The 24,155-nt window shown below is 37.6% G+C and carries 14 protein-coding genes; 7 read left to right on the top strand and 7 right to left on the bottom strand.

What is annotated here, in order from left to right:
* Both LGQ90_RS04860 and thrC read left to right on the top strand, forming a co-directional pair.
* Positions 1-921 (top strand): homoserine kinase, encoded by a 921-nt coding sequence (locus LGQ90_RS04860; protein WP_229338740.1) that lies wholly within the window; start codon positions 1-3, stop codon positions 919-921.
* Entirely contained in the window at positions 918-2,213 is a 1,296-nt protein-coding gene (gene thrC, locus LGQ90_RS04855; RefSeq protein ID WP_229338738.1) for a threonine synthase, read from the top strand. The genes LGQ90_RS04860 and thrC overlap by 4 nt, the downstream gene beginning before the upstream one ends.
* Positions 2,214-2,217: 4 nt before the next feature.
* On the opposite strand, the gene LGQ90_RS04850 is transcribed toward thrC, so the two are convergent.
* The 4 genes from LGQ90_RS04850 to LGQ90_RS04835 all read right to left on the bottom strand — a co-directional run bounded on the left by LGQ90_RS04850 (position 2,218) and on the right by LGQ90_RS04835 (position 9,448).
* Positions 2,218-3,705 (bottom strand): S10 family peptidase, encoded by a 1,488-nt coding sequence (locus LGQ90_RS04850; protein ID WP_229338736.1) that lies wholly within the window; start codon positions 3,703-3,705, stop codon positions 2,218-2,220.
* A 30-nt stretch (positions 3,706-3,735) separates the two neighbouring features.
* On the bottom strand, positions 3,736-5,406 hold the full coding sequence (locus tag LGQ90_RS04845; RefSeq protein ID WP_229338734.1) for an AarF/UbiB family protein: 1,671 nt from the start codon (positions 5,404-5,406) through the stop codon (positions 3,736-3,738).
* Positions 5,407-5,453: 47 nt separating this feature from the next.
* Complete coding sequence (locus LGQ90_RS04840) at positions 5,454-7,457, bottom strand: monovalent cation:proton antiporter family protein (RefSeq protein WP_229338732.1); 2,004 nt, start codon at positions 7,455-7,457, stop codon at positions 5,454-5,456.
* A gap of 116 nt (positions 7,458-7,573) precedes the next feature.
* Positions 7,574-9,448: a M61 family metallopeptidase gene (locus tag LGQ90_RS04835; RefSeq protein WP_229338730.1), complete on the bottom strand. Its 1,875-nt coding sequence runs from the start codon at positions 9,446-9,448 to the stop codon at positions 7,574-7,576.
* 152 nt (positions 9,449-9,600) lie between these two features.
* Between LGQ90_RS04835 and LGQ90_RS04830 the strand changes: the two genes are divergently transcribed.
* The gene (locus tag LGQ90_RS04830; RefSeq protein WP_229338728.1) at positions 9,601-13,575 is read left to right on the top strand and encodes a T9SS type A sorting domain-containing protein; all 3,975 of its coding nucleotides are present in this window, start codon (positions 9,601-9,603) and stop codon (positions 13,573-13,575) included.
* A 66-nt stretch (positions 13,576-13,641) separates the two neighbouring features.
* Here the strand turns inward: LGQ90_RS04830 and LGQ90_RS04825 are convergent, their stop codons facing one another.
* From LGQ90_RS04825 to proC, 3 genes are read right to left on the bottom strand one after another with little or no spacing between them, the layout of a single operon-like run.
* Positions 13,642-14,841, bottom strand: a complete 1,200-nt coding sequence (locus LGQ90_RS04825) for a glutamate-5-semialdehyde dehydrogenase (protein ID WP_229338726.1) — start codon at positions 14,839-14,841, stop codon at positions 13,642-13,644.
* 36 nt (positions 14,842-14,877) lie between these two features.
* Positions 14,878-15,651, bottom strand: coding sequence for a glutamate 5-kinase (gene proB / locus LGQ90_RS04820; RefSeq protein WP_229338724.1), 774 nt, complete (start codon positions 15,649-15,651; stop codon positions 14,878-14,880).
* Between the two features lie 32 nt (positions 15,652-15,683).
* Positions 15,684-16,493 carry a pyrroline-5-carboxylate reductase gene (gene proC, locus LGQ90_RS04815; protein ID WP_229338722.1) on the bottom strand — a complete coding sequence of 270 codons (810 nt, stop codon included), beginning with the start codon at positions 16,491-16,493 and terminating at the stop codon, positions 15,684-15,686.
* A gap of 618 nt (positions 16,494-17,111) precedes the next feature.
* Here proC and LGQ90_RS04810 point away from each other — a divergent pair.
* Genes LGQ90_RS04810 through LGQ90_RS04795 form a run of 4 tightly spaced genes read left to right on the top strand, consistent with a single transcriptional unit; the run spans position 17,112 to position 24,150 of the window.
* Complete coding sequence (locus LGQ90_RS04810; RefSeq protein ID WP_229338720.1) at positions 17,112-20,771, top strand: chemotaxis protein CheB; 3,660 nt, start codon at positions 17,112-17,114, stop codon at positions 20,769-20,771.
* A 7-nt stretch (positions 20,772-20,778) separates the two neighbouring features.
* On the top strand, positions 20,779-22,992 hold the full coding sequence (locus LGQ90_RS04805; protein ID WP_229338717.1) for an ATP-binding protein: 2,214 nt from the start codon (positions 20,779-20,781) through the stop codon (positions 22,990-22,992).
* A gap of 59 nt (positions 22,993-23,051) precedes the next feature.
* Complete coding sequence (locus LGQ90_RS04800; RefSeq protein ID WP_229338715.1) at positions 23,052-23,612, top strand: response regulator; 561 nt, start codon at positions 23,052-23,054, stop codon at positions 23,610-23,612.
* Entirely contained in the window at positions 23,575-24,150 is a 576-nt protein-coding gene (locus LGQ90_RS04795; RefSeq protein WP_229338713.1) for a biliverdin-producing heme oxygenase, read from the top strand. Before LGQ90_RS04800 ends, LGQ90_RS04795 begins: the two co-directional genes overlap by 38 nt.
* The last annotated feature ends 5 nt before the right edge of the window (positions 24,151-24,155 follow it).

Here is a 24,155-nt window from a genome sequence, read left to right as displayed (position 1 = left end):
ATGGAACAGATCAAAGTTTTTGCTCCGGCCACAGTGGCCAATCTTTCCTGCGGATTTGATGTTCTAGGCTGCTGTCTTGATTCAGTTGGGGATGAAATGCTCATTAAAAAAAATGATCTTAATAAGATTCGAATTACAAAAGTTTCCGGTCAGGAATTACCAATGGAAGCTGATCAAAATGTCGCCGGGGTTGCGGTAAAAGCACTTCTTGGCGAGATCGATTCGAAACAGGGATTTGATATTGAGATCTCAAAAAATATCAAACCCGGAAGTGGAATTGGAAGTAGTGCGGCGAGTTCAGCAGGAGCAGTTTTTGCCGTTAACAAGATCCTGGGAGAACCTTTTAGTTCCAACCAACTGATTTCTTTTGCAATGCAGGGGGAGTTGTTAGCAAGTGGGAATGCGCATGCAGATAATGTTGCCCCAGCCCTGTTAGGAGGTTTCAGCCTGGTAAGAAGTTATTGTCCCTTAGAGGTACTTAGTTTACCTGTTCCACCAGAATTAAAGGTAGTGGTGCTACACCCTATGATAGAAATTAAAACGAAAGATTCCCGTTCCATCATCAAACAAAATGTAAGTTTAAAATCAGCCATTAATCAATGGGGAAACCTGGGTGCTCTGGTCAGTGCGCTTTACACAGAAGATTATGAACTGCTGGGAAGAAGCCTTCAGGATGAAATTGTAGAACCGGTTAGGTCGATTTTAATTCCTTATTTCCAGGAATTGAAGAAATTAACGGCTGAAAATGGCGCTCTGGGCTTTGGTATATCTGGTTCGGGACCTTCTGTTTACGCTTTATGTAAGGGAGATCAAACTGCATTGAAAGTTAAAAATGCTATGAAGGAGTTTTATTCAGATAAATCTATTGACTTTGATCTGCATTTATCGGGAATCAATAAAAAAGGAGTGAAAGTATTATGAAGTATTTCAGCTTAAATAATAGGGAACATACAAGTAATTTTGAAAATGCCGTGGTACGTGGACTGGCTCCCGATAAAGGGCTATACTTTCCTGAAAACATTGATAAATTACCTGCTTCTTTTTTTAACAATATTCAGAACCTGGACAAAACCGAAATTTCTTTTGAAGCAATTAAATCTTTCGTGGGAAATGAAATTTCCAATTCCGCGTTGATCGATATTATTGATCAAACGGTAGATTTTGAATTTCCGATTGTAGAGATAAATGATAGAATTGGAAGTCTGGAATTATTTCACGGTCCAACCCTGGCCTTTAAAGATGTGGGCGCGAGATTTATGGCCGGTAGTCTGGGATATTTTATCAAAAAAGGAAATCTTGGTAAAATTACGGTTTTGGTGGCAACTTCAGGAGATACCGGGGGAGCGGTCGCAAACGGATTTCTTGGAGTTGAAGGGATTGATGTAGTGATCTTATATCCGAAAGGAAAAGTTAGCGAAATCCAGGAAAAACAGCTGACTACTTTGGGTAAGAATATTACTGCGCTGGAGGTTAAAGGGACCTTCGATGATTGCCAGGTCATGGTGAAAAAGGCCTTTCTAGATTCAGATATAACAAATGAGCGAAAACTAACTTCTGCGAACTCCATTAATGTAGCGAGATGGCTTCCGCAAATGTTCTACTACCTCTTTGCTTATAAGCAATTGCAAAAAATGGATAAAAAACTGGTATTTTCAGTCCCAAGTGGAAACTTTGGAAATATTTGTGCCGGGTTAATGGCCAGGGAAATTGGATTGCCCATCGATCATTTTATAGCGTCAAATAATGCAAATGACACAATAACCAGTTATATGGAAACCGAAGAATATAAAACCAAACCGAGTGTGGCTACCATTTCGAATGCGATGGATGTGGGAGATCCCAGCAATTTTGTAAGGATCCTGAAATTATTTAAACATGATCACGCCTATTTAAAGGAAAAGTTTTCAGCATATAGTTTTAATGATGAAAAGACGAAAAATTCCATGCGGGAAGTCTATTCTGAAACTGGATATATTATGGATCCTCACGGGGCAGTTGGATATTTGGGACTTCAGAAATTTTTACAGACAAATCCAGATTACTATGGAACCTTTTTAGAGACTGCACATCCGGTTAAATTTCTGAATACAGTTGAAGAAGCTATCAATAATAAAGTAGCTATTCCAGATTCTATTCAGAGTTTAATGGAGAAACAAAAAAAATCCCTTCAAATCAGCAATTATGAAGATCTGAAGGGATATTTATTAAGCTGATCTATTAGTATTTCGCAGCTTCTTCTCCAGGAAGACTATTCTGAATAAATTCTCTAAGATCATCATTAGCTTTTTTGAGATCTTCGCTTCTTAGATACATCATATGACCGCTTCGGTAACCTTTAAAGCTGAGGCGGTCTTTCATTTTTCCACTAGGATCAAGCTGCCACATGGAGTATTTTGCATTGAAATAAGTGGTTGCACCATCAAAATAACCAGATTGGATCATCACATCCAGATTTGCATTTTGAGCCATGGCCTGTCTTAAATTTTCCCCAGTGTTATTACCGCTTCGATCCCACGGGTGAACCGGTCCGAACATAAAATATTTAAGATCCGTTTTGAAATTCAATTCTTCCCTCAAATAGTAATTGATTGCAGGAGTGAAAGAGTGTAACCAGGAAGTCAGTTCGGCATTATAATCAGGATTATCACCGGCATCTTTGGCATCTAGTCCTCGATATCTTGAATCCAGGCGGCCTACGGTATAACCTTCTTTATCTCTTAGTAGATCTTTCCAGAAATATCTGAAAGGAACTTCCAGGTTATTTTGCAGGATCACATCTTTCTTGATTCCCGAATAATAAGCCATTTTTTCTGCTACTTCTTCTTTTTTAGATTCATCTGTAAATCCACCTTTAACTAAAACAGGCAATAATTCATTGATGGCATAATTCTCGACTTCCGGTAATAGCTCATCAAGGTCTTGGCTTTGAAGCTCTGCTGGCAAAACTTTATGATACCAGGCTGCGGCAGCAAAATAGGGTAAGCGATTGGCAATTTCTACCGGACCTTCCCGATCCAGGCCAATTTCAGTAGGAGAAACAAGGATAACCCCGTTCAAATACATCCACTGACTGTTCTGTAATTCCAGAGCTAATCCGGAAACACGGGTAGTACCATAGCTTTCCCCTATTAGGTACTTCGGGGATAACCACCTGTTCTTTCGGGTAACAAAGGTATTCAGCCATTCAGCTAAATATTCAATATCTGCCTGCACTCCAAAGAATTTCTTTTTATCCACCTTTCCTTCGGCATCAGGAATGGGTCTTGAATAGCCTGTATTTACTGGATTTACATAGACAATATCTGCCACATCCAGGATAGAATGAGGATTCTCTTTTATGCCATAAGGTTGTACAGGGAATCCTTCATCATCGATCTTTAAAACCCGAGGTCCTGTATAAGCAATATGCATCCAAACAGACGCAGAACCTGGTCCGCCATTAAAAGAAATCACCAGGGGCCTGTTTTCATTATTTTTTACTCCATTCTTAGTGTAATAGGTATAATAAAGACTGGCGATAGGCTCTCTGTCCTCGTTCCAAAGCGGCATCATACCTGTCTCTGCAGTGTATTCTATAGATTTCCCGTTTATATTTACAGAATGCTGCGTAGTAACAGCGGTATCTATGGGAATTTCGATTTTTTGTGCTTTTACTTCAATTATTGAGATTGCTAAAAGAAGAATTAGTAAGGAAAGTTTTCTCATTTTAATTTATGAATTCTGGGTTTTTATAATTTAGTTCTTATTATTTAAGTTTTCATCCCGAAAGATGATCACATAACTTAATACAATGGCTCCAACCGCAGCCAGAAGGAAAAACAACATGGCAAGTCCAGGATATCCAAAGATGGTAAAGTCGGAAGGTACCTGCATGAGCATGGATGCTCCTACGATCATGGAGGCGATTATCAGCCCCAATGTGATGCGATTCGCTACTTTCTGAAAGCCATCGGTCACCCGTTTTTCATCGATCGCGTCGATCTTGATCTTGAACTCATTATTAGCAAGATTTTCAGTGATCTGATTCATTCGCTCCGGCATTTTTTCCAGAAAATGCTTGGATTCTATAAGGGTACTAAAGAAATTCTCGGGTTTTAGTTCACTTATCATTTTCTTTCTCATGATCTCGTGAACATTCCTTTGAATTGCTGCACGAAGATCGAATTCCGGATCCAGCATCGCCACGATCTGGTCCAGGTTTAAAAGGATCTTACCAAGAATATTAATTTCAACAGGAAGTTTTATATGGGTGCTTAAGGCAAGCCTATTCAGTTGAATCAGGATCCTACCCGTTTGCAGATCTTTTGCCCTGCTATTTTCACTTTCCATGATCACATCACTCACAGTTTTTGAAAATTGCTTCTTTTGAGAATCTTCAGTAAGCTCACTCATTTTCAAAAGGGAATGTGCAGTTTTCTCACCATTACTTTGACTTATGGCTAATAAAAGTTCAATTAGATTCTCCTGCAATTGAGGTGTAAATCTGGCCACCATTCCAAGATCTATAAGGGCGATCTTATTATCTACAGTAAACTTAATATTTCCGGGATGTGGATCTGCATGGGCAAATCCGTCATTGATAATCTGTTGAAGGTAAGCCTCTACCAGTTCTTCTACCAGTTCAGAATAATCATTTTCCATTTTCCGTAAAGGCGAAAGAGATGTGATTTTTTTTCCATCTACAAATTCCATGCTTAGAACCCTGCTGGAGCTGTAATCATCTACTGGTGCCGGAATGATCAAATGTTCATATTGCTGAAGATTCTTCTTTAATGTCTTTAAATTCTGAGCTTCTTTTTTATAATCTAATTCATTCAACAGAATCCTTCTTAACTCAGCAAAAACTTCATCAATAGCATAGGTTTTGGCCGATTCCAGATGATTTACCGCAAGCGCTGTGAGTTCATCTAAGGTGTCAAGATCATCGATGAATTTTTGAGCAATACCCGGTCGTTGAACTTTCACAGCAACAGATCTTCCGGAATGTAATTCTGCACGATGCACCTGCCCGATGGAAGCACTGGCCAGTGGTTTTTCATCAAATGTTTTAAATGCCTTGGAAACTTTAGTCCCAAGTTCTTCTTCTATGATCTTCTTTACCTCCTCATAGGGAACCGGCGAAACATTATCCTGAAGATTCGCGAGTGCGTTAAGATATTCATCTGGTAATAAGTCTGGTCTTGTAGAAAGTAACTGGCCCAGTTTAATATAAGTGGGCCCCATTTCTTTTAAATCCTCTACCAATTCTTCTGGCGTCTGATCGAATTTATGTTCTTCGTCCTCTTCTGAAAGTTCATTATTTAAGGCCACAGCACTGGTCTGTCGAAATAGATCACTGTTCCAGTATTTTAACATAAAACGAATGAACTTATAATATCTTTTGATCTTATCGGGGGTATTGCTCATGAATGCTTGAAATGGTTAGGTGCCTAAATTTATAAAATTAAGGGACATTAAAAGGAAAGCAAATTGTTTAAATGATTTATATTATTGGGATGGCCGAATAAATATAGCAGATCCCCCTGGTATATAGTAGTATCTGGTGAGATCTCCGTGAGATATTTTCTATCCCGCTGAATTGCCAGAAGAGTTACATGATAATTCTTTCCAATCCCGGAATCCTGTATACTTTTTCCAACGATCTGGTGATAATCTCTCTGTACTTTCAGGGTTACAATCTCTTTATTCGGAATATTGAGATGTTGGAGAGCAGGGGAGTGCGGACTTTTTTTCATGGATGTAAGCATCTCGTAGTCTGAAGATCTTATCTGGTTGATGAATTCCTGAATTTCATCAAAAGGAACCAGGTATTTTTTAAGAACCCTGGTAAAGATCTCGATAGAAGTTTCAAATTCTTCAGGTACCACTTCATCAGCCCCCAGCCTAATAACATCTTCCATTTCCTTGACATATTTGGTTCTGACAATGATGGTAGCTGTTTGGGTAAATTGCCTGATACTGCTCAGCATTTTTTTGGTAGCTCCGGCATCTGAAATAGCAATAACGATTACCCGTGCTTCCTGGACATGGGCATGCTTTAAAATCGTAAGATTGGTGGCATCGCCAAAGATGATAGGTTCCTTATTCTTTTTAGCCTTGTTAAAAGTCTCAGGGTTCGCATCCAGAATAACATACGGAATTTCAGCTTTTTTAGCAGCTTTAGAAATATTTGAGCCATTGATCCCATAACCAATTATAACAAGGTGGTCATGAAGACTTTCTTCTGAAAATTCCTCTTCCGCTTTTGAGCTTTTTTTGATGTTATCCAGTCGTTTTCTAACCGCCGCTGGAATAGGAGCTTTCAGAATGGAATAAGTGATCCTGGGCGCTGAAGAGATTAGAAAAGGGGTAACGCCCATGGTAATAATAGATATAGCAAGGAAATACTGGTAAACATTTTCAGGAATTATAGCACTTTCCTTTCCAACTCCGGAGAGTAATAATGAGAATTCCCCAACCTGGAAAAGACTGAATAAAGCCAGAAATACGGTTCTTACCGGATATTTTAATATGAGCACGGTGAGCCCCACTACTAACATCTTGAGTAAGATCACGCCGATCACCAGGAGAAAAATATTCAGCAAATTGCTGAAAAAGAATTCCAGGTTCAATAAAGTTCCCACCGAAATAAAGAAAAAACTAATAAAGATCTCTCTAAAGGGTAGGACGTTGGCAGTAGCCTGGTGGCTGTAATCAGATTCAGAAATTATTAGTCCGGCAAAGAAAGCCCCAAGTGCCAGTGAAAGTCCCACAGTGGAAGTTAACCATGCAACACTAAAACAAAATACTACTACGGTTAAAATAAATAGTTCCTGATTTTTTGTTTTGACTACCCATCCAAAGATCTTTGGAGCTACAAATCGGGCAAGTATATATACGATCACCAGTACCAGCAAAATTTTCAGGACCATTATAATGATCGTGGATAGAATATTTGGGGTTTCTCCTGCCAGAAGCGGAGTAAATAACATCATGGGTACCACGATGATATCCTGAAATATTAATATTCCCAAACCTATTCTTCCATGTGGGGTGGTCATTTCTCCTTTTTCCTGAAGTAATTTAAGTACGATCGCCGTACTACTTAAACTAAAAAGGAAACCAAGAAAAATAGAGGTATTCAAGGGTAAACCTATAAAGTAAGAGATACCGGCCGTAATTAGAATCGTGCCGCCAACCTGTAAACTACCCCCAACAAAAATGATCTTTTTAATAGAAGCCAGCCCCTTTAAAGACAATTCTATACCAATCACAAAAAGCAGGAATATGATACCAATTTCAGATAAGAGTTCCACTTCATGTCGTGAGCTAATGAGGTTAAATGCATGGGGTCCCGCAATTATTCCTGCCAGAAGAAAACCCAGTATCGCAGGAAGCTTTAATCGTTGAAAAACCAGGATTATCACGATGGATAAACCTAAAATAATAACAATATCCTGAAGAATAGGAATTTCCATGAATTGGTTAGTTTTTTGAAAATTAAAGATAATAAGTTAAGCGGTTTATATAGAGTTTTAAGCAAAAAAAAGCGACAGGTTTCCCCGTCGCTTTTTAAATATTCTTTATAAATATATTATCCTTTTAACCAGGCATTTCTTAGTTCCATTTGTTCACTATCTGCATTCTGGATTTCCACCATTTTCATTTCATTATCCATTGGTTTAGTGATCTTTCCTTGCAGTTTCATTTCTTCACCATCTCTAATGATAGTCATGGTAATTGCATCATCTTCTTTCCATTCATTAGAAGCACTGATAAGGTCGTAAACATTTTTGATATTATATTCTGTGCCATTAATAGATTTTACAGTATCACCACCCTGGATCTCAAGAGCTTTATGAAAGGTATTCAGCTCAATATTATTTCTGAACATAATCTGCATGGTTTCCTGATTTGCGGTGATATATGGAGTTTGTCCTTTTAAGAAGTATCCAACCTCACTCATCACTTCTTTTTCTTCAATACCGGCCTTGGCGAAAAATTCGTTATAAGGGATAGGAGTGGTACCGGTAATATAGGTATCAAAGAAATTCTGAATTTGAGGATAGGTAAGTTCCACAATATCAGAGATCAATTGATCATCATCAAATGGTTTATCTTTTCCATATTTAGCATTCAGTTTTTTCATAAGATCGAGGATGCCCATTTTTCCACCGCTAAGTTCTCTTAATCTAATGTCCAGAGCCATTCCGATTAATGCTCCTTTCTGATAAACATTGTAATAACTATCCTTATACTCGTCGGTAAGGATATTTTTACTCATTACGGTGAATGGAACGGTATCGTCAAATCTTTTAGAGATATTGATCTTATCAACCATTCTGTCATAGAACTCCTGGTTACTAATAAGTCCCTGATTTACCTGGAAAAGATTGGCGAAATACTCGGTTACACCTTCGTAAAGCCATAAGTGCTGTGACATTTTAGGGTCATTATAATCAAAATAATGTACCTCTTTGGAATGTATTCCAAGTGGGGTGATAATATGGAAAAATTCATGCGAAACAATATCGGTCATACTTTTATCGAGTGCAGCCGCTTCCATTGTTTCAGGCATTACAACCACGGTAGAGGTGTGGTGTTCTAAAGCACCAAAATTCCCAGCATCTTCTTCTCCCGGGGTAGCAGATAAGTAAACAAGAATCGCATATTTATCAGTACTGTTGATATCTCCCAGGAATTTTTTCTGTGCGCGGATCATTTTCTCCATGTTAGGCCTTAAACTTTCCGCGGAAAATTTCCCATTAGGTGAATACACGTTGATAAGAACCTTCATATCCTCCACCATAAAGCTGGTGGTATCAGGACTTGAATACATTATAGGATTATCGATCACCTCAAAATACCTGTCCAGATTGTAAACATCAGTTTTTGTTTCAGAAGTCTGGCCGTTGATTGTTTGATCCACCTCCAGGGCAGTTCCCGGAATCAGATCTGCAGGTCTAAGTATTTCCAGGCGGAATGATTTTTCCTTTGTTTTTTCAAAATAGCCAACAAATCCGTGCAGGTTTAAAAGGAAGTTTTTATCCTTAAGAATATTTGTTCCAGCCATTGAATAAACTCCGCCTTCATCTTCCCAGTCGAAGGAATCATTAACCTGATACATTACCTTATCAAGATCTTTGGCCTTAGTAATGGTCCAGCTATTTTCATCAACTTTTATAAAAGGCATTTCCTCTCCCTTATAATTAATAGCTTTAAAGTTTTCAGAGAATTTTCCGTAGTTATCAGTAGAGTAAGTTCCGGGTACCGTTTTAGGAATATAGAAGGTGGTACTATCCGTAGTAAACCTGTCGGGATCTACCGTAACCCAGACTTTATCATCTTCTACATCTACCAAATTAATACTTGCTAGCGTAGGTTGTTCAGGTTTTGTTTCAGTTACATTTTGAGTTTTACAGGCAAAAAGAATGGATGCTGTAGCAACTCCCAGGATTATTTTTTTCATGAATTCGTAAAGTTTGATTGTATGACTCAATTTTGACTGAAAAGTTACAGGGGAAACCCCAAAAATTCAATGATGTTGATGCTTTGTTAATAAATTGGTAATGTATAGTCCTATTAATTTCAGTTTCTTGCGTCGCGAAAAACCTACCACATATGAAACAAAAATTACACTCAGGCTTAATTTTTTTAAGCTTATTACTTTTTACAAGTCCTGGATTTTCTCAATCGGTTTTTATTAATGAAATTCATTATGATAACGATGGGGGAGATACCAATGAAGGTATAGAGATCGCGGGTCCTGAAGGGACCGATCTTACCGGATACACCGTAGCTCTTTACAATAGCAATGGCGGCGGAGTCTACCAGACAATTTCATTAACCGGGATAATTCCTAACAAGCAGGGAGGATACGGTATGTTGGCATTTAGTCAGTCTGGTATTCAAAACGGGCCTGATGCACTTGCACTCGTAGATCCCGCCGGGGATGTCTTACAATTCATTAGCTATGAAGCTGAAATCATCGCTACTGATGGTCCTGCCAATGGAATGACGAGTACCGATATTTTAGTACAGGAAAGTGGTAGTACGCCTGCCGGTTTCTCTCTTCAGCTAGAAGGGGATGGTCAGGATTATACAGTTTTTAGCTGGATAGCTCCTGCAAGCAGTACTTTTGGAGAGCTAAATAATAATCAGGATTTTGGAGGGATAGTTGTTGATCCAGATCCTCAGCCAGAACCGGAGCCACAGCCAGAACCAGAAAATAGCATCGTATTCATCAATGAATTTCATTATGACAACACCGGTAGTGATACGGGAGAAGGAATTGAAATTGCGGGAACAGCCGGAACAGATCTTTCCGCATATAGCATCGTTCTATATAATGGAAATGATCAGCAAGCAGATGATACGATTAATTTAAGCGGAATTATTCCTGACCAGCAAAATGCTTATGGGACTTTAGAATTCTTTATTTCCGGAATTCAGAATGGAGCTCCAGATGGTTTTGCCCTAATAAAGGGCGATGAAGTAATTCAGTTTTTAAGTTATGAGGGTAGTTTTACTGCTCTGGACGGAAAAGCTGCGGAATTGACCAGTACTGATGTTGGAGTTGAGGAAACAAGTTCAACCGCCGTGGGATATTCTCTTCAATTAACCGGCGAAGGAAGTTTCTATGAAGATTTTGAATGGGCTGAAGCTGCATCGAATACTTTTGGAGCAGTAAATAATGATCAGACATTTATCTCTCCGGAACCAGTGGTCTTTGTAAATGAACTTCATTACGACAATGCCGGGGGCGATACCGGAGAAGGTATCGAAATAGCCGGAACTGCCGGAACAGATCTTTCGGCATATAGCATCGTTCTATATAATGGAAACGATCAGGAAGCAGATGATATCATTAATTTAAGCGGAATTCTTCCAAACCAGGATAATGGGTATGGTACTTTAGAATTCTTTATCTCAGGAATCCAAAATGGAGCACCTGACGGATTTGCCTTGATCAAAGGAGAGGAAGTAATCCAGTTTTTAAGTTACGAAGGTAGTTTCACAGCTGCTGATGGTCCAGCTTCAGGAATCCTTAGTACAGATATTGGAGTTCAGGAAACGAGTTCAACTTCTATAGGACAGTCTCTTCAATTGACAGGGGAAGGGAAAGTATATGAAGATTTTGTATGGAGCGAACCTGCTTCCAATACTTTTGGAAGTATAAATACTGGCCAGTCTTTCGGCGGAACTGTCGTTGAACCGGAGCCAGAACCTGAAATTACAGAGCCAATTACGATTGCCGAAGCCAGGGCTTTAAACCTGGGAGAAAAAGTGATCATTGAAGGAACTTTGACTGTGACCGATCATTTTGGAAATACTGCTTATATACAGGATAAGACCGGCGGAATGGCCATTTTTGGAGACCTGGTTACTGAAGAAGGTCTTTATGCAATTGGGGATAGCCTTCGAGTTACCGGAATCAGAGCTGAATACAATGAATTAATTCAGATCTCAGATTTAGAAAAAGTTGAATATTTAGGAGTTGCGGAGATGCAAATTGAAGCAAAACAAATAACACTTTCAGAATTAGAGAATCACAGAGGTGAACTTGTTGAAATAACCGATATGGTTTTCCCGCAACCGGGCCAGCTCTTCTTCGGAAATTCAAATTACGAAGTTTCAGATGTAAGTGGATCCGCTCATTTAAGAATAGATTCAGACGTGAGTGCTCTTGTTGGAAAAACACAACCAGATATTTGTGAAGCTGTAGTTGGAGTAGTAGGGCGATATAATGATATAAATCAACTTCAACCAAGGAATGCTGAAGATCTGCCTTGTGCCGAAGCATTCAATCCTTCTTATCCTGGTTCAGATATTTCGAGAGACCTAACCATAGATCTAACTACATGGAATATTGAATGGTTTGGTGATGATAATAATTCACCTGCTGCTTACAATGAAAATTCTGATGAGGTTCAAAAAGAAGCTGTAAAAGAAATTTTACTTGGTTTAAATTCTGATGTTATAGCAGTACAGGAAATTAGCGATGAGGTTCTTTTTGCTGAGATGATCTCAGAAATGGAAGGTTATGATTATATACTTTCTGAAGCTACTTCTTATCCTGATAGTCCCGGAGGACAAAAACTTGGTTTCGTTTATAACACAAAAACAGTTTCGGTTAATTCGTCCCGGGCCATGCTTACATCTGTTCATCCATTTTATGAGGCAACCCAAACTGAATTACTGGCAGATTACCCGGATTCTCCCGAACGTTTCTTTGCCAGTGGTAGATTACCTTTTATAATGAATGCTACTGTCACATTAAATGGTGTTTCCCAGGAAGTTAATTTTATAGCATTGCATGCGCGGGCTAATACGGGAAGCGATCAGCCTAAAGATTATGCGATGAGGAAGTATGATGTAGAAGTTTTAAAAGACTCTCTTGATACTTATTATCCTCAGGAAAAGATTATGGTACTTGGAGATTTCAATGATGATGTAGATGAAACGGTCGCAAATGGAGTGATACCAGCTATTACTTCATATATTTCTTACAAAGAGGATGCTGCCAGTTATAGTTTTTTGAGTAAGGAACTAAGTGAAAATGGATATCGTTCAACGATTTCCTATCCCAATATGATAGACCATATTATGGCGAGCAACGAAATTGAAGCGAGTTATATAAAAGGATCTGCAAAGGTTCATTATGAATTTTATGATGGAGATTATGAATATACGGCTTCAGATCACTTTCCAGTTTCAGTGAGACTTCAGGCAGAAATCCTGTCGATGGCTTCTGTGGAAACTACGGCTGTTGTATGCGCAGAGACTGCTACTGCAACTGCCACCGCCAACGTAAAAGGAGGAATTGCTCCCTATACCTATTTATGGAGTGATGGGCAGGAAACTCAAACGGCTACAGGATTAACTGCCGGAGATTATTCTGTAAAAATTACAGATGAACTTGGGAATTCTGTTTCTTCAGAAATAACTATCGAAACTGTTACCCCAATTTCAATTACTATGCTAGATGATAAGAACGTCAATATTGGATATTTACAGGAAGCAGTAGTACTAGAACCTCAAACGTTGACTGGTGGAACAGGTGAGTATTCCTACGAATGGAGCACTGGAGAGACTACCAGATCTATAAGAGTGTCGCCACAGGAAACTACAAATTATAGTCTTACAGTTACCGATGCAAATGGATGTTCTTCAACTGAAGAAATAACTGTAAATATTACTGATGTTAGCTGTGGTAAGAAAGGAGATAAAGTTCAGATTTGCCATAATGGGAACTCAATTTGTGTATCGCCTAACGCGGTTCCGGCTTTCTTAAGAAAAGGTGCTAAACTGGGTAGTTGTGATGGAAATTCTGAAATGTTGCTGGAAGAGATCGCAGCATTTCCAAATCCTGTGAAATCTGAAACAACTATTAGAATTAGAGGAGCCAGTAAAGGTAAAGCCATACTTTGGGTTTATGATATGAATGGAAATGTGAGAATGACTCATAAGATTTCTCTAAATGAAGGTGAATCAGATCATCCGTTGAATATTTCTAATTTCAATTCTGGTATTTACATAGTTCAGATCACTAAAGGAAATGTGGAAAGTCAGCCATTAAAGATCATTAAGAAATAGGCTAAATATTAATCAATAAAAAGGGCGCCCATCGGCGCCTTTTTTATTTTTCAGGAATTGAATTCCTTATTCTCTAATATGTCCTTCACCTAGCACATAGTACTTATTGGTCACTAATTGCTTAAGGCCTAACGGTCCACGGTGGTGAAGTTTATCGGTACTAATAGCAAGTTCTGCACCTGCTCCCATTTGTCCCCCATCGGTGAAACGGGTAGAAGCATTGTGATACACAGCAGCGCTGTCTACCTGCTCCATAAATGTAGCAGCCTCTTCTTTATCTTTCGTGATAATTACGGAAGAGTGTCCTCCCGAATATTTATTTATCTTTTCGATTGCGGCATTCGTACCATCAATAGAACCAAGTACAATTCTCATGGCAAGAAATTCTTCGTACCAGGTATCTTCTGAAGGAATCTTATCTTCTTCAGGAAGTACTTTGGCAATTTCATCATCAACCAGAATATTCACTTTATTTTCGGTGAACATATCGTAAAGTTCCTTCACTTTATTCTCAAAATCAGGAAGGTTCTTGTCTATAAGTACTTTATCTAGTGCGTTACATCCTGAGATCTTATCGATTTTAGCATTCAGCATCACTTTTTTAGCCACTCCCATATCGGCATTTTTAGAAACATAGAGGAAGTTATTTCCTCTACCACTCACTAATACGGCTCCTGTAGAATGTTCTTTTACAAAAGCGATCAAGCGTTCTCCTCCTCTGGGTACGATAAGGTCTAGTTGTACCGGTGGATTCTTAAGGAATTCCTGAGTCTCAGTTCTGTCCAAATGCAGGAGTTCAATCCAGTTAGTATCCAGATCATTTTCTTTCAATGCTTCATGCCAGCACTCCTCAAGAATCTTGTTACTATTTATGGCTTCTTTACCACCCTTAAGATAAATCTTGTTATTAGCTTTAAAAGCAAGAACAGCAGCTTCAATTGTTACATCGGGTCTTGATTCATATATGATCATGATGTTTCCAAAAGGGGCTGTTTTATTGGTAATATCAAGGCCTGTGTCCAATTTCTTGTGTTCGATCGTCTTTCCAACAGGATCCTCCTGGTCCATCACTTCTTTTACAGACTGGATCATGCCATCGACCTTCTTATCATTTACGATCAAACGATCGTACATAGCCTGATCTTCTTTGTTAAAGGCATCAAGATCTTTCTTGTTGGCGGCAATTATTTCTTCACGTCTTCTATCCAGAATTTTCATCATGGATTTAAGTACGTTATTTTTTATTTCAGATTTTATCAACTTCATTTTCTTCGTTTCTTTAGTTTAGTTAATCTAATTTTTTTATGAGGTAAATTTGGTACCTACAGGTTTACCTGCCATAATATCTATAATTACATTCTCACGCTTACCATTTGCGATATAGGTGGTAATGTTTTTGGCAGCAGTACCTTTGGCGATCTTAATTTTGGATTCCATACCACCCCGGCCTTCACCTTCACCTTTGTCAGATTCCTGAACGTATTTTTCAACATTTTCATCAACCTGAACTTTATTCAGTTTTTCTGAATCGTCATGCTCGGGATGTCCGGTATAAAGTCCTTCAGTATCACTTAATATAATAAGCTTTTCAGCTCCGATCAGTTCTGCAACCAGACTCGCCAGTTCGTCATTATCAGAGAACATAGACATGGTTACTGAAACGGCATCATCTTCATTTGCAATAGGAATAATTCCTTCTGAAAGTAATGATTCATAGCAGTTGATCATGTTCTCTCTGTGGATTCCGGGACTAAAATCTCTTTTAGTCGCCAGAACCTGTGCGCAACGCATTCCGTAATCATGGAATATACTATAGTAGTGACGCATCATTCTAGGTTGCCCTACTGAAGAGTATACCTGTCTACGTTTACTTGCATCTTCAATTTTAATTTCTCCAAGGATCTCTTTCCCGGCTATTGCTGAACCTGAAGATACAAGAACCACCATAATATCTTCTTCATACAAAGTAGCGATTTGTGTAACCAGGTTCTTTAATACAGGACCTAAAATTCTATTGTCTTTATTGGTCATTACGTTAGTACCAACTTTTACAACGATTCTTCTCTTTTTATCCATTTTTAAGGTCTTTCGTTATCTAAATTTTGAATTTATTTTTTCTCTTCTCCTAATTCTACAGCACGATCAAATGCAGCATAAGCAGCATCTTTAATTAACTCTTTTACGTTATTATCGTCCATAGAGTCTAATGCAGCTCTGGTGGTACCTCCTTTTGAAGCAACACGATCCATCCAGGTATCTGGAGACAGATCATTTTGGTTAAATAATTCAACGGCACCTTCAAAGGTTTGACTTACCAGTACTTTAGAATCATTTTTTGAGAATCCCATTTTCTGGGCAGCTTCCAGCATGGAGTTCATGAAATAGAACACATAAGCTGGTCCACTACCAGAGATACCAGTTGAAGCATCTATATAATTCTCATTTTCTACATGTATAGATTCACCGGTAGTATCCAGAAGATTTCTTACCATTAATAATTCAACACGCGAAACTTCTTTTGATTCAGTATAAGAAGTAACACCTTTTCCAACCTGTGCCGGCAAATTAGGCATAGAACGTACAACTTTCTTGACTCCCAGTCCTTCTTGGATTTTTCCTATAGTAATTCCGGCCATAAGGGATACAAAAATTTGCTCCTTATTAACCATGGGTCTCATTTCTGCAAAAAGATCATCGCAGTGGTAAGGTTTTACTGCTATAAAAACCATATCTGCTTTGGGCAGGCATTCTTCCAGGGATTCATATACATCGAAATGGTCAAGATCTCTCAATCTTGCGATCACATCTGCAGACTTATCAAAAACCATCAGGTTTCTTCGGTTAAGCATAGCAGACTGTGCCATTCCTTCGGCATAAGTTAGTCCCATATTTCCAGCTCCAATAACTAGTGTCTTCATTTTTACTTTTTTGGTTCAATTTAATATTAGCATTTTGCCAATTAATTTCCGCCTCTTATTGGACAAAGACCATGCGATAATGCCAATAATTGTGGTTAGTTATTATTTACAAAAGATAATTTAGGCTGATTTTGTGAAAGACTGCATTAATAAAAACTTAAATTCCTATACTAAATTCTAAATTTTCGGCATCATAAAATATAGATTCTTCAGGTTTTCAGTGTTTTATATATCGTATTTTGGGTAGAATATCCCCTTTTATGGGAATATGTAATTTTCGATTATTCCAAAATTTCAACCTAATTCCGCGTTTCTTAAAAAAATGTTATTTCTAATTTAGAATTCTTAAAGATTCAGAATCTTTGCAGAAATGGCAAGCTTATGCAATTATGTCAGGTTTTTTATGGTCTATGAAAATGTTTAGAAAGTCTTCAGATTTATCTTTGGCATGAATTTTCCATTAAATGAGCGGTATATTGCGAATACTATCAATGAATACGAAGCATTTGACGTAATAAATGTTCGTTTTGTAGTATTAAATAAATGAAAAAAATTATATTATTACAGATTGTTAATAATCTGTGAGATTGTTGATGTAAAACACTACTACTCAAATTAATGAAAAGTACCAAAGAGACTTCTACAGTAGAAACTGTAAATGAAAATAATGTTGACCAACCAAGAATAATTGCAGTAGGAGCAAGTGCTGGCGGACTGGAAGCCCTCAAAGCATTTTTTAAGAAAATTCCTGCAAGTGATAAAAATGCTTACGTAGTGATTCAGCATTTATCTCCGGATTATAAAAGTATGATGGGGGAACTTCTAAAAAAGAACACGAATCTTCCAATTGTACAGATTAAAGATCAAATGGAGGTTAAACATGGGCATGTTTACCTTATCCCGCCTGCAAATAACCTTATCCTGGAAGATGAAATTTTAAGGCTAACCGAAAAGCCCAAGAATCAGACTTTAAATTTGCCTATAGATATGTTTTTTGAGTCTATGGCAAAACAGCGGAAAGAAAGAGCTATAGGTATTGTTTTGAGTGGTACGGGAAGTGATGGAACCAGGGGCGCTCGTGCGATCAAGGAGAATGACGGAATGATAATGGTGCAGGATCCCAAAGAGGCTAAATTTGACGGTATGCCCAAAAGTGCTATCAATACGGGCCTGGTAGATTATATTCTTTCTGTTGATGAAATGGGTCCTGAGTTAAGAAACTTTATATCGAGTCCTCCTATATTTCATTTTAAGGATGGTGATGTTCAATACGATGAAAAGGAATTGAACAAGATCCTTAATTATATAGATGAGAAAGCAGGGCTGGACTTCAGAGAATATAAATATGCAACCCTGGCCAGAAGAGTAGCCCGCCGGGTAAATATTTGTAAGTGTCAAAATTTAAAAGAATACTACGACTTTTTAACGAAAGAAGAAGAAGAAGTAGAAATTCTATACAGAGAATTCCTTATTGGGGTTACAAAATTCTTTCGTGATGAAAAGGTATGGGAAGTACTAAAAAGAGATGTATTTCCAAAGATGATCGAGGAAAAGAAAGATGGAGATATTTTAAAAGTTTGGGATGTTGCCTGCAGTACCGGGGAAGAAGCTTATTCTTTCGCTATGTGTTTGCATGAAGAAATGCAACACCAGGGAAAAGATATTGAGATCAAGATTTTTGCTACAGATATTTCCCAACCTCACCTGGATATTGGTAGTAAAGGGATCTATCCTGAAAGTATTGTGGCAGATGTCTCCAAAGATTTTTTACTTAAATATTTTTTAAGTAAAAGCAATGGATACCAGGTTTCAGACCGGATAAGAAGATCTGTAATATTCTCCAGGCATAACATTATTAAAAACCCACCTTTTAGCAATATGGATATGGTGGTATGCCGAAATCTTCTGATCTATTTCCAAAATAGTATTCAGAAGAAGGCACTTAATATGTTGCACTATGCTCTAAAAGAAAATGGGGTTTTGGTTCTGGGAACTAGTGAAAGTGTTCATAGCCTTAAAGAAAATTTTAGTGAGATAGATCGCAGATGGAAGATCTATAAAAATATAAAACCCAGTACGAGACTTAAAAACGGAATAAGTCATGCGTCAGCCACAGGAAGTTCTACGGCCGCACTGCTGGAAAATAAATCTGACAGGGAAAGAAAAGTCTATAGATCTCAATCCAACCCAATTCGCCAAAAACTGCAGGGCGAATTAAATGAAACTATATTAGATCAATTCGGGGGAGCTTCAATTTTTGTGGATTCTGACTATAACATTCTTCAGGCAGTTGGAGAATTTAGAAAATATGCGAATCTGCCTGTAAGTGGTTTTTCTATAAACCTATTGGACATGCTCGATACCGAACTTAAATATTCTGTTCAGTCTACTTTCAACAAAGCATTTAAAGAAGATAAAAAAGTAGTTTATCGCGATGCTGTGGTTCAGCAGAAAGATAAAAAAATAGGTGCAGATATTATTGTGAAGCCTTTCAAAGATCATAGTCTGGAAGGAGAAACAAATTATGTGATCACTTTTATAGAGAAAGAACTTAATATTGATGGAGTAGAAGAGGTTGCTAAAATTAGTCCTTCCAGTCAGACCAAGGAATATGTTGGCAGTCTTGAGAATGAATTAAAACAAACCAAGGAAGACCTTCAAACCTCTTTAGAAGAAATTGAAACCAGTAACGAAGAATTACAGGCAGCGAATGAAGAGCTGCTGGCTTCGAATGAAGAATTACAAAGTACTAACGAGGAACTTCAGAGTGTAAACGAAGAAATTAATACGGTAAATGCGGAGAATATTCAGAAAATGGATGATCTCGCAGCATTGAATGCCGATATGAATAATCTTCTTAAAAGTACTGATATTGGGGTTATATTCCTGGATTCAGACTTAAAGATCAGGAAATTCACCCCGGCAATTAAAAAACACTTCAGTCTTATAAACGGGGATATAGGAAGACCTATTGATAATTTTACCAATAGTTTCGGGCTAACCAGAAAACAAAGTTTTCTTGATCGCTGCCAGAAAGTATTGCGAATAGGAAAAACGCTCGAAAAGCACATTGTATCCAGGGAAGGAAAAAATTACCTGCAAAGGATTTCTCCTTATATGGAATCTAACGACGAGATAAACGGCGTGGTGATCTCTTTTATAGATATTGAAACCATTCAAAAATCGAAAGAGAAATTAATTGCCAGTGAAAAGCGTTTCAAATCATTTTATGAAGATGATCCGGTACTGCATATAAGTGTAGACCCAAAAACTTCAGAAATCGTCCAGTGTAATAGAAAAGCTGTTCAAAAACTTGGTTACGATTCTAAAGAAGACCTTATAGGGAAATCTATTGTGGAATTGTTCGATAAAGGTTCACAGCTTAATACGGTTCAGCTAAAATCTAGTATTAAGAAATCTGGTGAACTCGTTAATATCGAGCAGAACATGACCACTAAGAAAGGTAAAATTTTGCCGGTTATTCTTAATGCAACTGCTGAAAAGGATGAACATGATAACTTAAAAACGATTCGGTATACCTGCGTAGATATTTCAGCATTACAGAAAGCTCAGGAACAGTTAAAAGAGCAGAAAAACGATCTTGAAAGAGCTAACCGAGATCTTGAACAATTTGTATCTATATGTTCTCATGACCTTCAGGAACCTTTAGCTACTATAAAATTTGGTAGTGATGTACTTGGAAAAATGTATGCAAGCAAGTTGGATGAAAAAGGGGAAAATTATATAAAATACATCAAAAATGCTTCCGATAGGCTATCTGCTCAGATCCGTGCATTACTGGAACATTCCAGAATTGGTAAAAACGGTAAGAAAACACTGGTAGATACTAAAGAGATCGTTGAGGTTGTAAAATATGACCTTGGAAAAAGTATAAAAGATACCAATGCTAAGATTCACACCGGAGCATTACCAAAGTTGAAAGGTTATGAGGTTGAGTTGAGACTTTTGTTTCAGAACTTGATTAGCAATGCTATAAAGTATGTTCCAAAAGAAAGAAATCCTGAAATCAGGATCTCAGCTTACAAAGAAGATAAATATTGGATTTTCTCTATTGTAGATAATGGAGTGGGTATTTCTAAAGAAGATCAGCGCAACATTTTTACGATCTTCAACAGAGTTCCGGGGAATGATGATATGGAAGGAACCGGAGTTGGTCTGGCTCATGTAGAAAAAATCGTGCTGTTGCATGAAGGTTCTATCTGGGTAGATTCACAGGAAGGAGTAGGAAGTACTTTCTACTTTAAATTAAAAGCCTAAACCCATAATGACTGATAATGATCGGTATCCTGAGGAAGTTGACCTTTCCAGTTGTGAAAAAGAACCAATACATATTATTGGAGTTACTCAGGCTAACGGTGTATTAGTTGCCTGTGAGAAGGATACAGGAAAAATTAGTCAGGTTAGTGAAAATTGCAAGGAATATTTTGGTATTCCTGCGGAATCGCTTTTGGGATCAGGTCTTGAATCTATTCTTGAGGAGGATCATATAAAAAAAATCTTTCAGGCAATTAAGGAGGAAGGAGTATTTCCCATTGAAGAGACTAAGCTGAATGGCAACCGGTTTATAGTAATTCCGCATACCACCAGCGAAAACCTGATTCTGGATATTGAGCCAATAAAGGATAGGACCAGTAGTTTCGAATTTCAGAAAGAACTTAGTAGTATTTTAAATACCTTAAATGCTTCTGAAGATTCCCAAAGCCTTTGTGAGGATGCCGCGAAGATCACGAAATCGATTTTCGGTTATGACAGGGTAATGATCTATAAGTTTGATGAGGAGTGGAATGGAAAAGTAATTGCTGAAGAATTAAATCAGGGAATGGAAAGCTGGCTTGGACTCCAGTATCCGGCAAGTGACATCCCAAAACAAGCCAGGCAACTATTTCTTAAGAACCGGGTTCGCACTATATCAGATGTAAATTACTCTCCGGTAAAGATCTTGCCACAATTATCTCCTTTAACCAATTCACCGCTGGATCTAACAAATTCTAAGTTAAGAGGGGTTTCACCTATACATATAGAATATCTTCAGAATATGGGGGTGGGAGCATCGTTAACCGCGGCACTTATAAGCAATGGGAAATTATGGGGACTTTTGGCCTGCCACCATTACAAGCCAAAATTTATAAATTATTATCAGCGTCAAACCTGTGAATTTTTAATCCAGATATTCTCCAACGAACTTTCACTTAAGAGCTCCAATAATTTTCTGGTAAATATTGAAAAGTTGGATGAGTTAAGAATTAAACTTATCAGCCAGATTCACCAGGAAAATAGTATTAAAAAAGGATTGAGTTCGCAATCTACAAAGCTTACAGACCTAATTAAATGTAGCGGAGCTGCAATAGTATTAAATGGAAAAATAAAACTGGTAGGGGAGACACCTGGTAAAAAAGAAATTAAAAAGCTTACCAGAGAATTCCTAGCAAAGAAAAAGGATAGTCTTTTCTTCAGCAATCATCTTTCAAATTTTTTTCCCGAGTCTCAAAATTTCAAGAATACAGGTTCAGGGATATTGAGTTTAAGATTAGGACAAAGCGAAAGGGACTTTCTTATCTGGTTTAGACCAGAAATTATACAAAGTGTAGACTGGGGAGGAAATCCCGAGAATAAAGCTACCTACGATCAGGAGAAAAAGCGCTTAACGCCACGGAAATCTTTTGAAAAATGGACCGAACAATTAACCGGGGTTTCTGATACCTGGAAAGATTTTGAAATTAGTGGAGCCAGAAAGCTAAGCGAAAGTGTGAGTTATGTTATTCTGGAAAATCAAAAGAAAGAAATAGATACCCTAAATGAGCAGCTAATCGAAGCTCATAATGAACTGGAATTGTTTAGTCAGGGATTATCACATGATCTTAAAGCTCCACTTAGAGGAATTGATGGTTATGCCCATATTTTAAAAGAAGATCATTATACCGATTTACATAAGGAAGGACAAATGGCTGTTGATACGATCCTGAGTTCTGTAGAAGAAATGCAGGAGTTGATTGACAATATACTTTCTTTCGCCGGAGTATCGAATCAGGATATCAATAAGAATACGAACTCTACCGATACCATGATAAAGGATATTTTTTCCTCTTTTAATATAAAATCTAATTATCCCCATACCAGGATTATTGTGGAAGAAAACCTGCCTAAAATAGTAGGGGATAAACGTATGCTAATCCAAGTCTGGTCTAATCTTATCACCAATGCACTGAAGTACAGTGAAAAAGCTGAAAACCCCCAAATAGAGATTGGTAGTGAGATTCAGGGGAGGAGAACAGTATATTATGTGAAAGATAATGGAATAGGTTTTGATCCGAAATTTAAAGAAGAGATCTTTAATTTATTTTCAAGACATTCAGGTGACAATTATCCGGGTACCGGAATTGGACTGGCTATCGTGAAAAAAATTATTGAAAAGCATAGTGGTGAGATCTGGGCAGAAAGTAAAGAAAATAGCGGTTCTGCATTTTACTTTTATGTTTAACTGTGAAGCATTGTTTAATAGTATAGATTCAACTATTTTCGCGCATATTCCTGTAGCAAATGATCCGGAGAAAACTTAATATTCTATTAGTCGAGGACAATCAAAATGATATTTTTCTGATAAAGAGGCAGATCCATAAGATCCTGTCTGAACCTGTTATTGAAGTGACCGATAATCTTGAAGATTGTAAAGATCTACTAGTGAACTTTGCACCAGATGTGGTTCTTTCAGATTATAATTTGCCAAATTGTACCGGTCTTGATATTCTGGAATTGGTAAAAGATCATGATGACACCTTGGAATTTATTTTTATTACAGGTACTATCAATGACGAAGAATTGGCTGCCAATACCATTTTGAATGGAGCTTCTGGCTATATTCTGAAAAAACACATGAATAATCTTGGTGAAAAATTAGAACCACTCCTTAAAAAAGTGGTGATTAATATGGTAGCCAGGGGTGAATTGCGTGAGCGAATTAGAAATAATAAGATCACTGTTAACCAGATCTATAGTTATCTTGATAAAATTAATTCAGATAACGCAGAACAGCGTGAAAATATCAAGCAGATAAAGGAGGCAATTGACAGTTTTAATATGGGTGATGGAAATGCTGAGTAATTTACGGGAAGAGACAAAAGAACTACATAATGATATTGAAAAAGACAATATCGCCAATAAAATAATGGATAATTCCATTAGCCTGGAAGAATATAAACTTCTGCTTTTCCAGAATTATATAGCTTATAAATCTGCAGAATCTGAAATTGATAAATTTTTACCGAATTACGGAACAGATAAGACCGATAGACTTAAACAGGATTTGGAAAACCTTGGACTATCAAATTTTGATTGCGAACTTGAATTTAAATGTTCGAACGAAGCAGAAGCTATTGGTGCAGCCTATGTTATTGAGGGGTCTGCAATGGGCGGGATGCTGATTGGTAAAGAGATCAAAAACTGTACTTCTCTCAGTTCATTACAAGATCAGTATTTTTTTAATGGAGAAAGAAGTAGTATGACTGGTTGGAATGCATACCTAAAATATCTTAGATCACGTGAGTTCAACGAGCAGGAGATATTAACTGCAACCAAAAAGGCACAGGAGACCTTTCTACTCTTTAAAGAGGCTTTTAATTACACACTTTCCAGTTGCTAACCTAT

This window comes from Christiangramia sediminis, from assembly GCF_020552705.1.
GTDB lineage: Bacteria > Bacteroidota > Bacteroidia > Flavobacteriales > Flavobacteriaceae > Christiangramia > Christiangramia sediminis.
The sequence above is the reverse complement of the archived record's forward strand: the minus strand, read 5'-3'. Positions and strand labels throughout refer to the sequence as shown.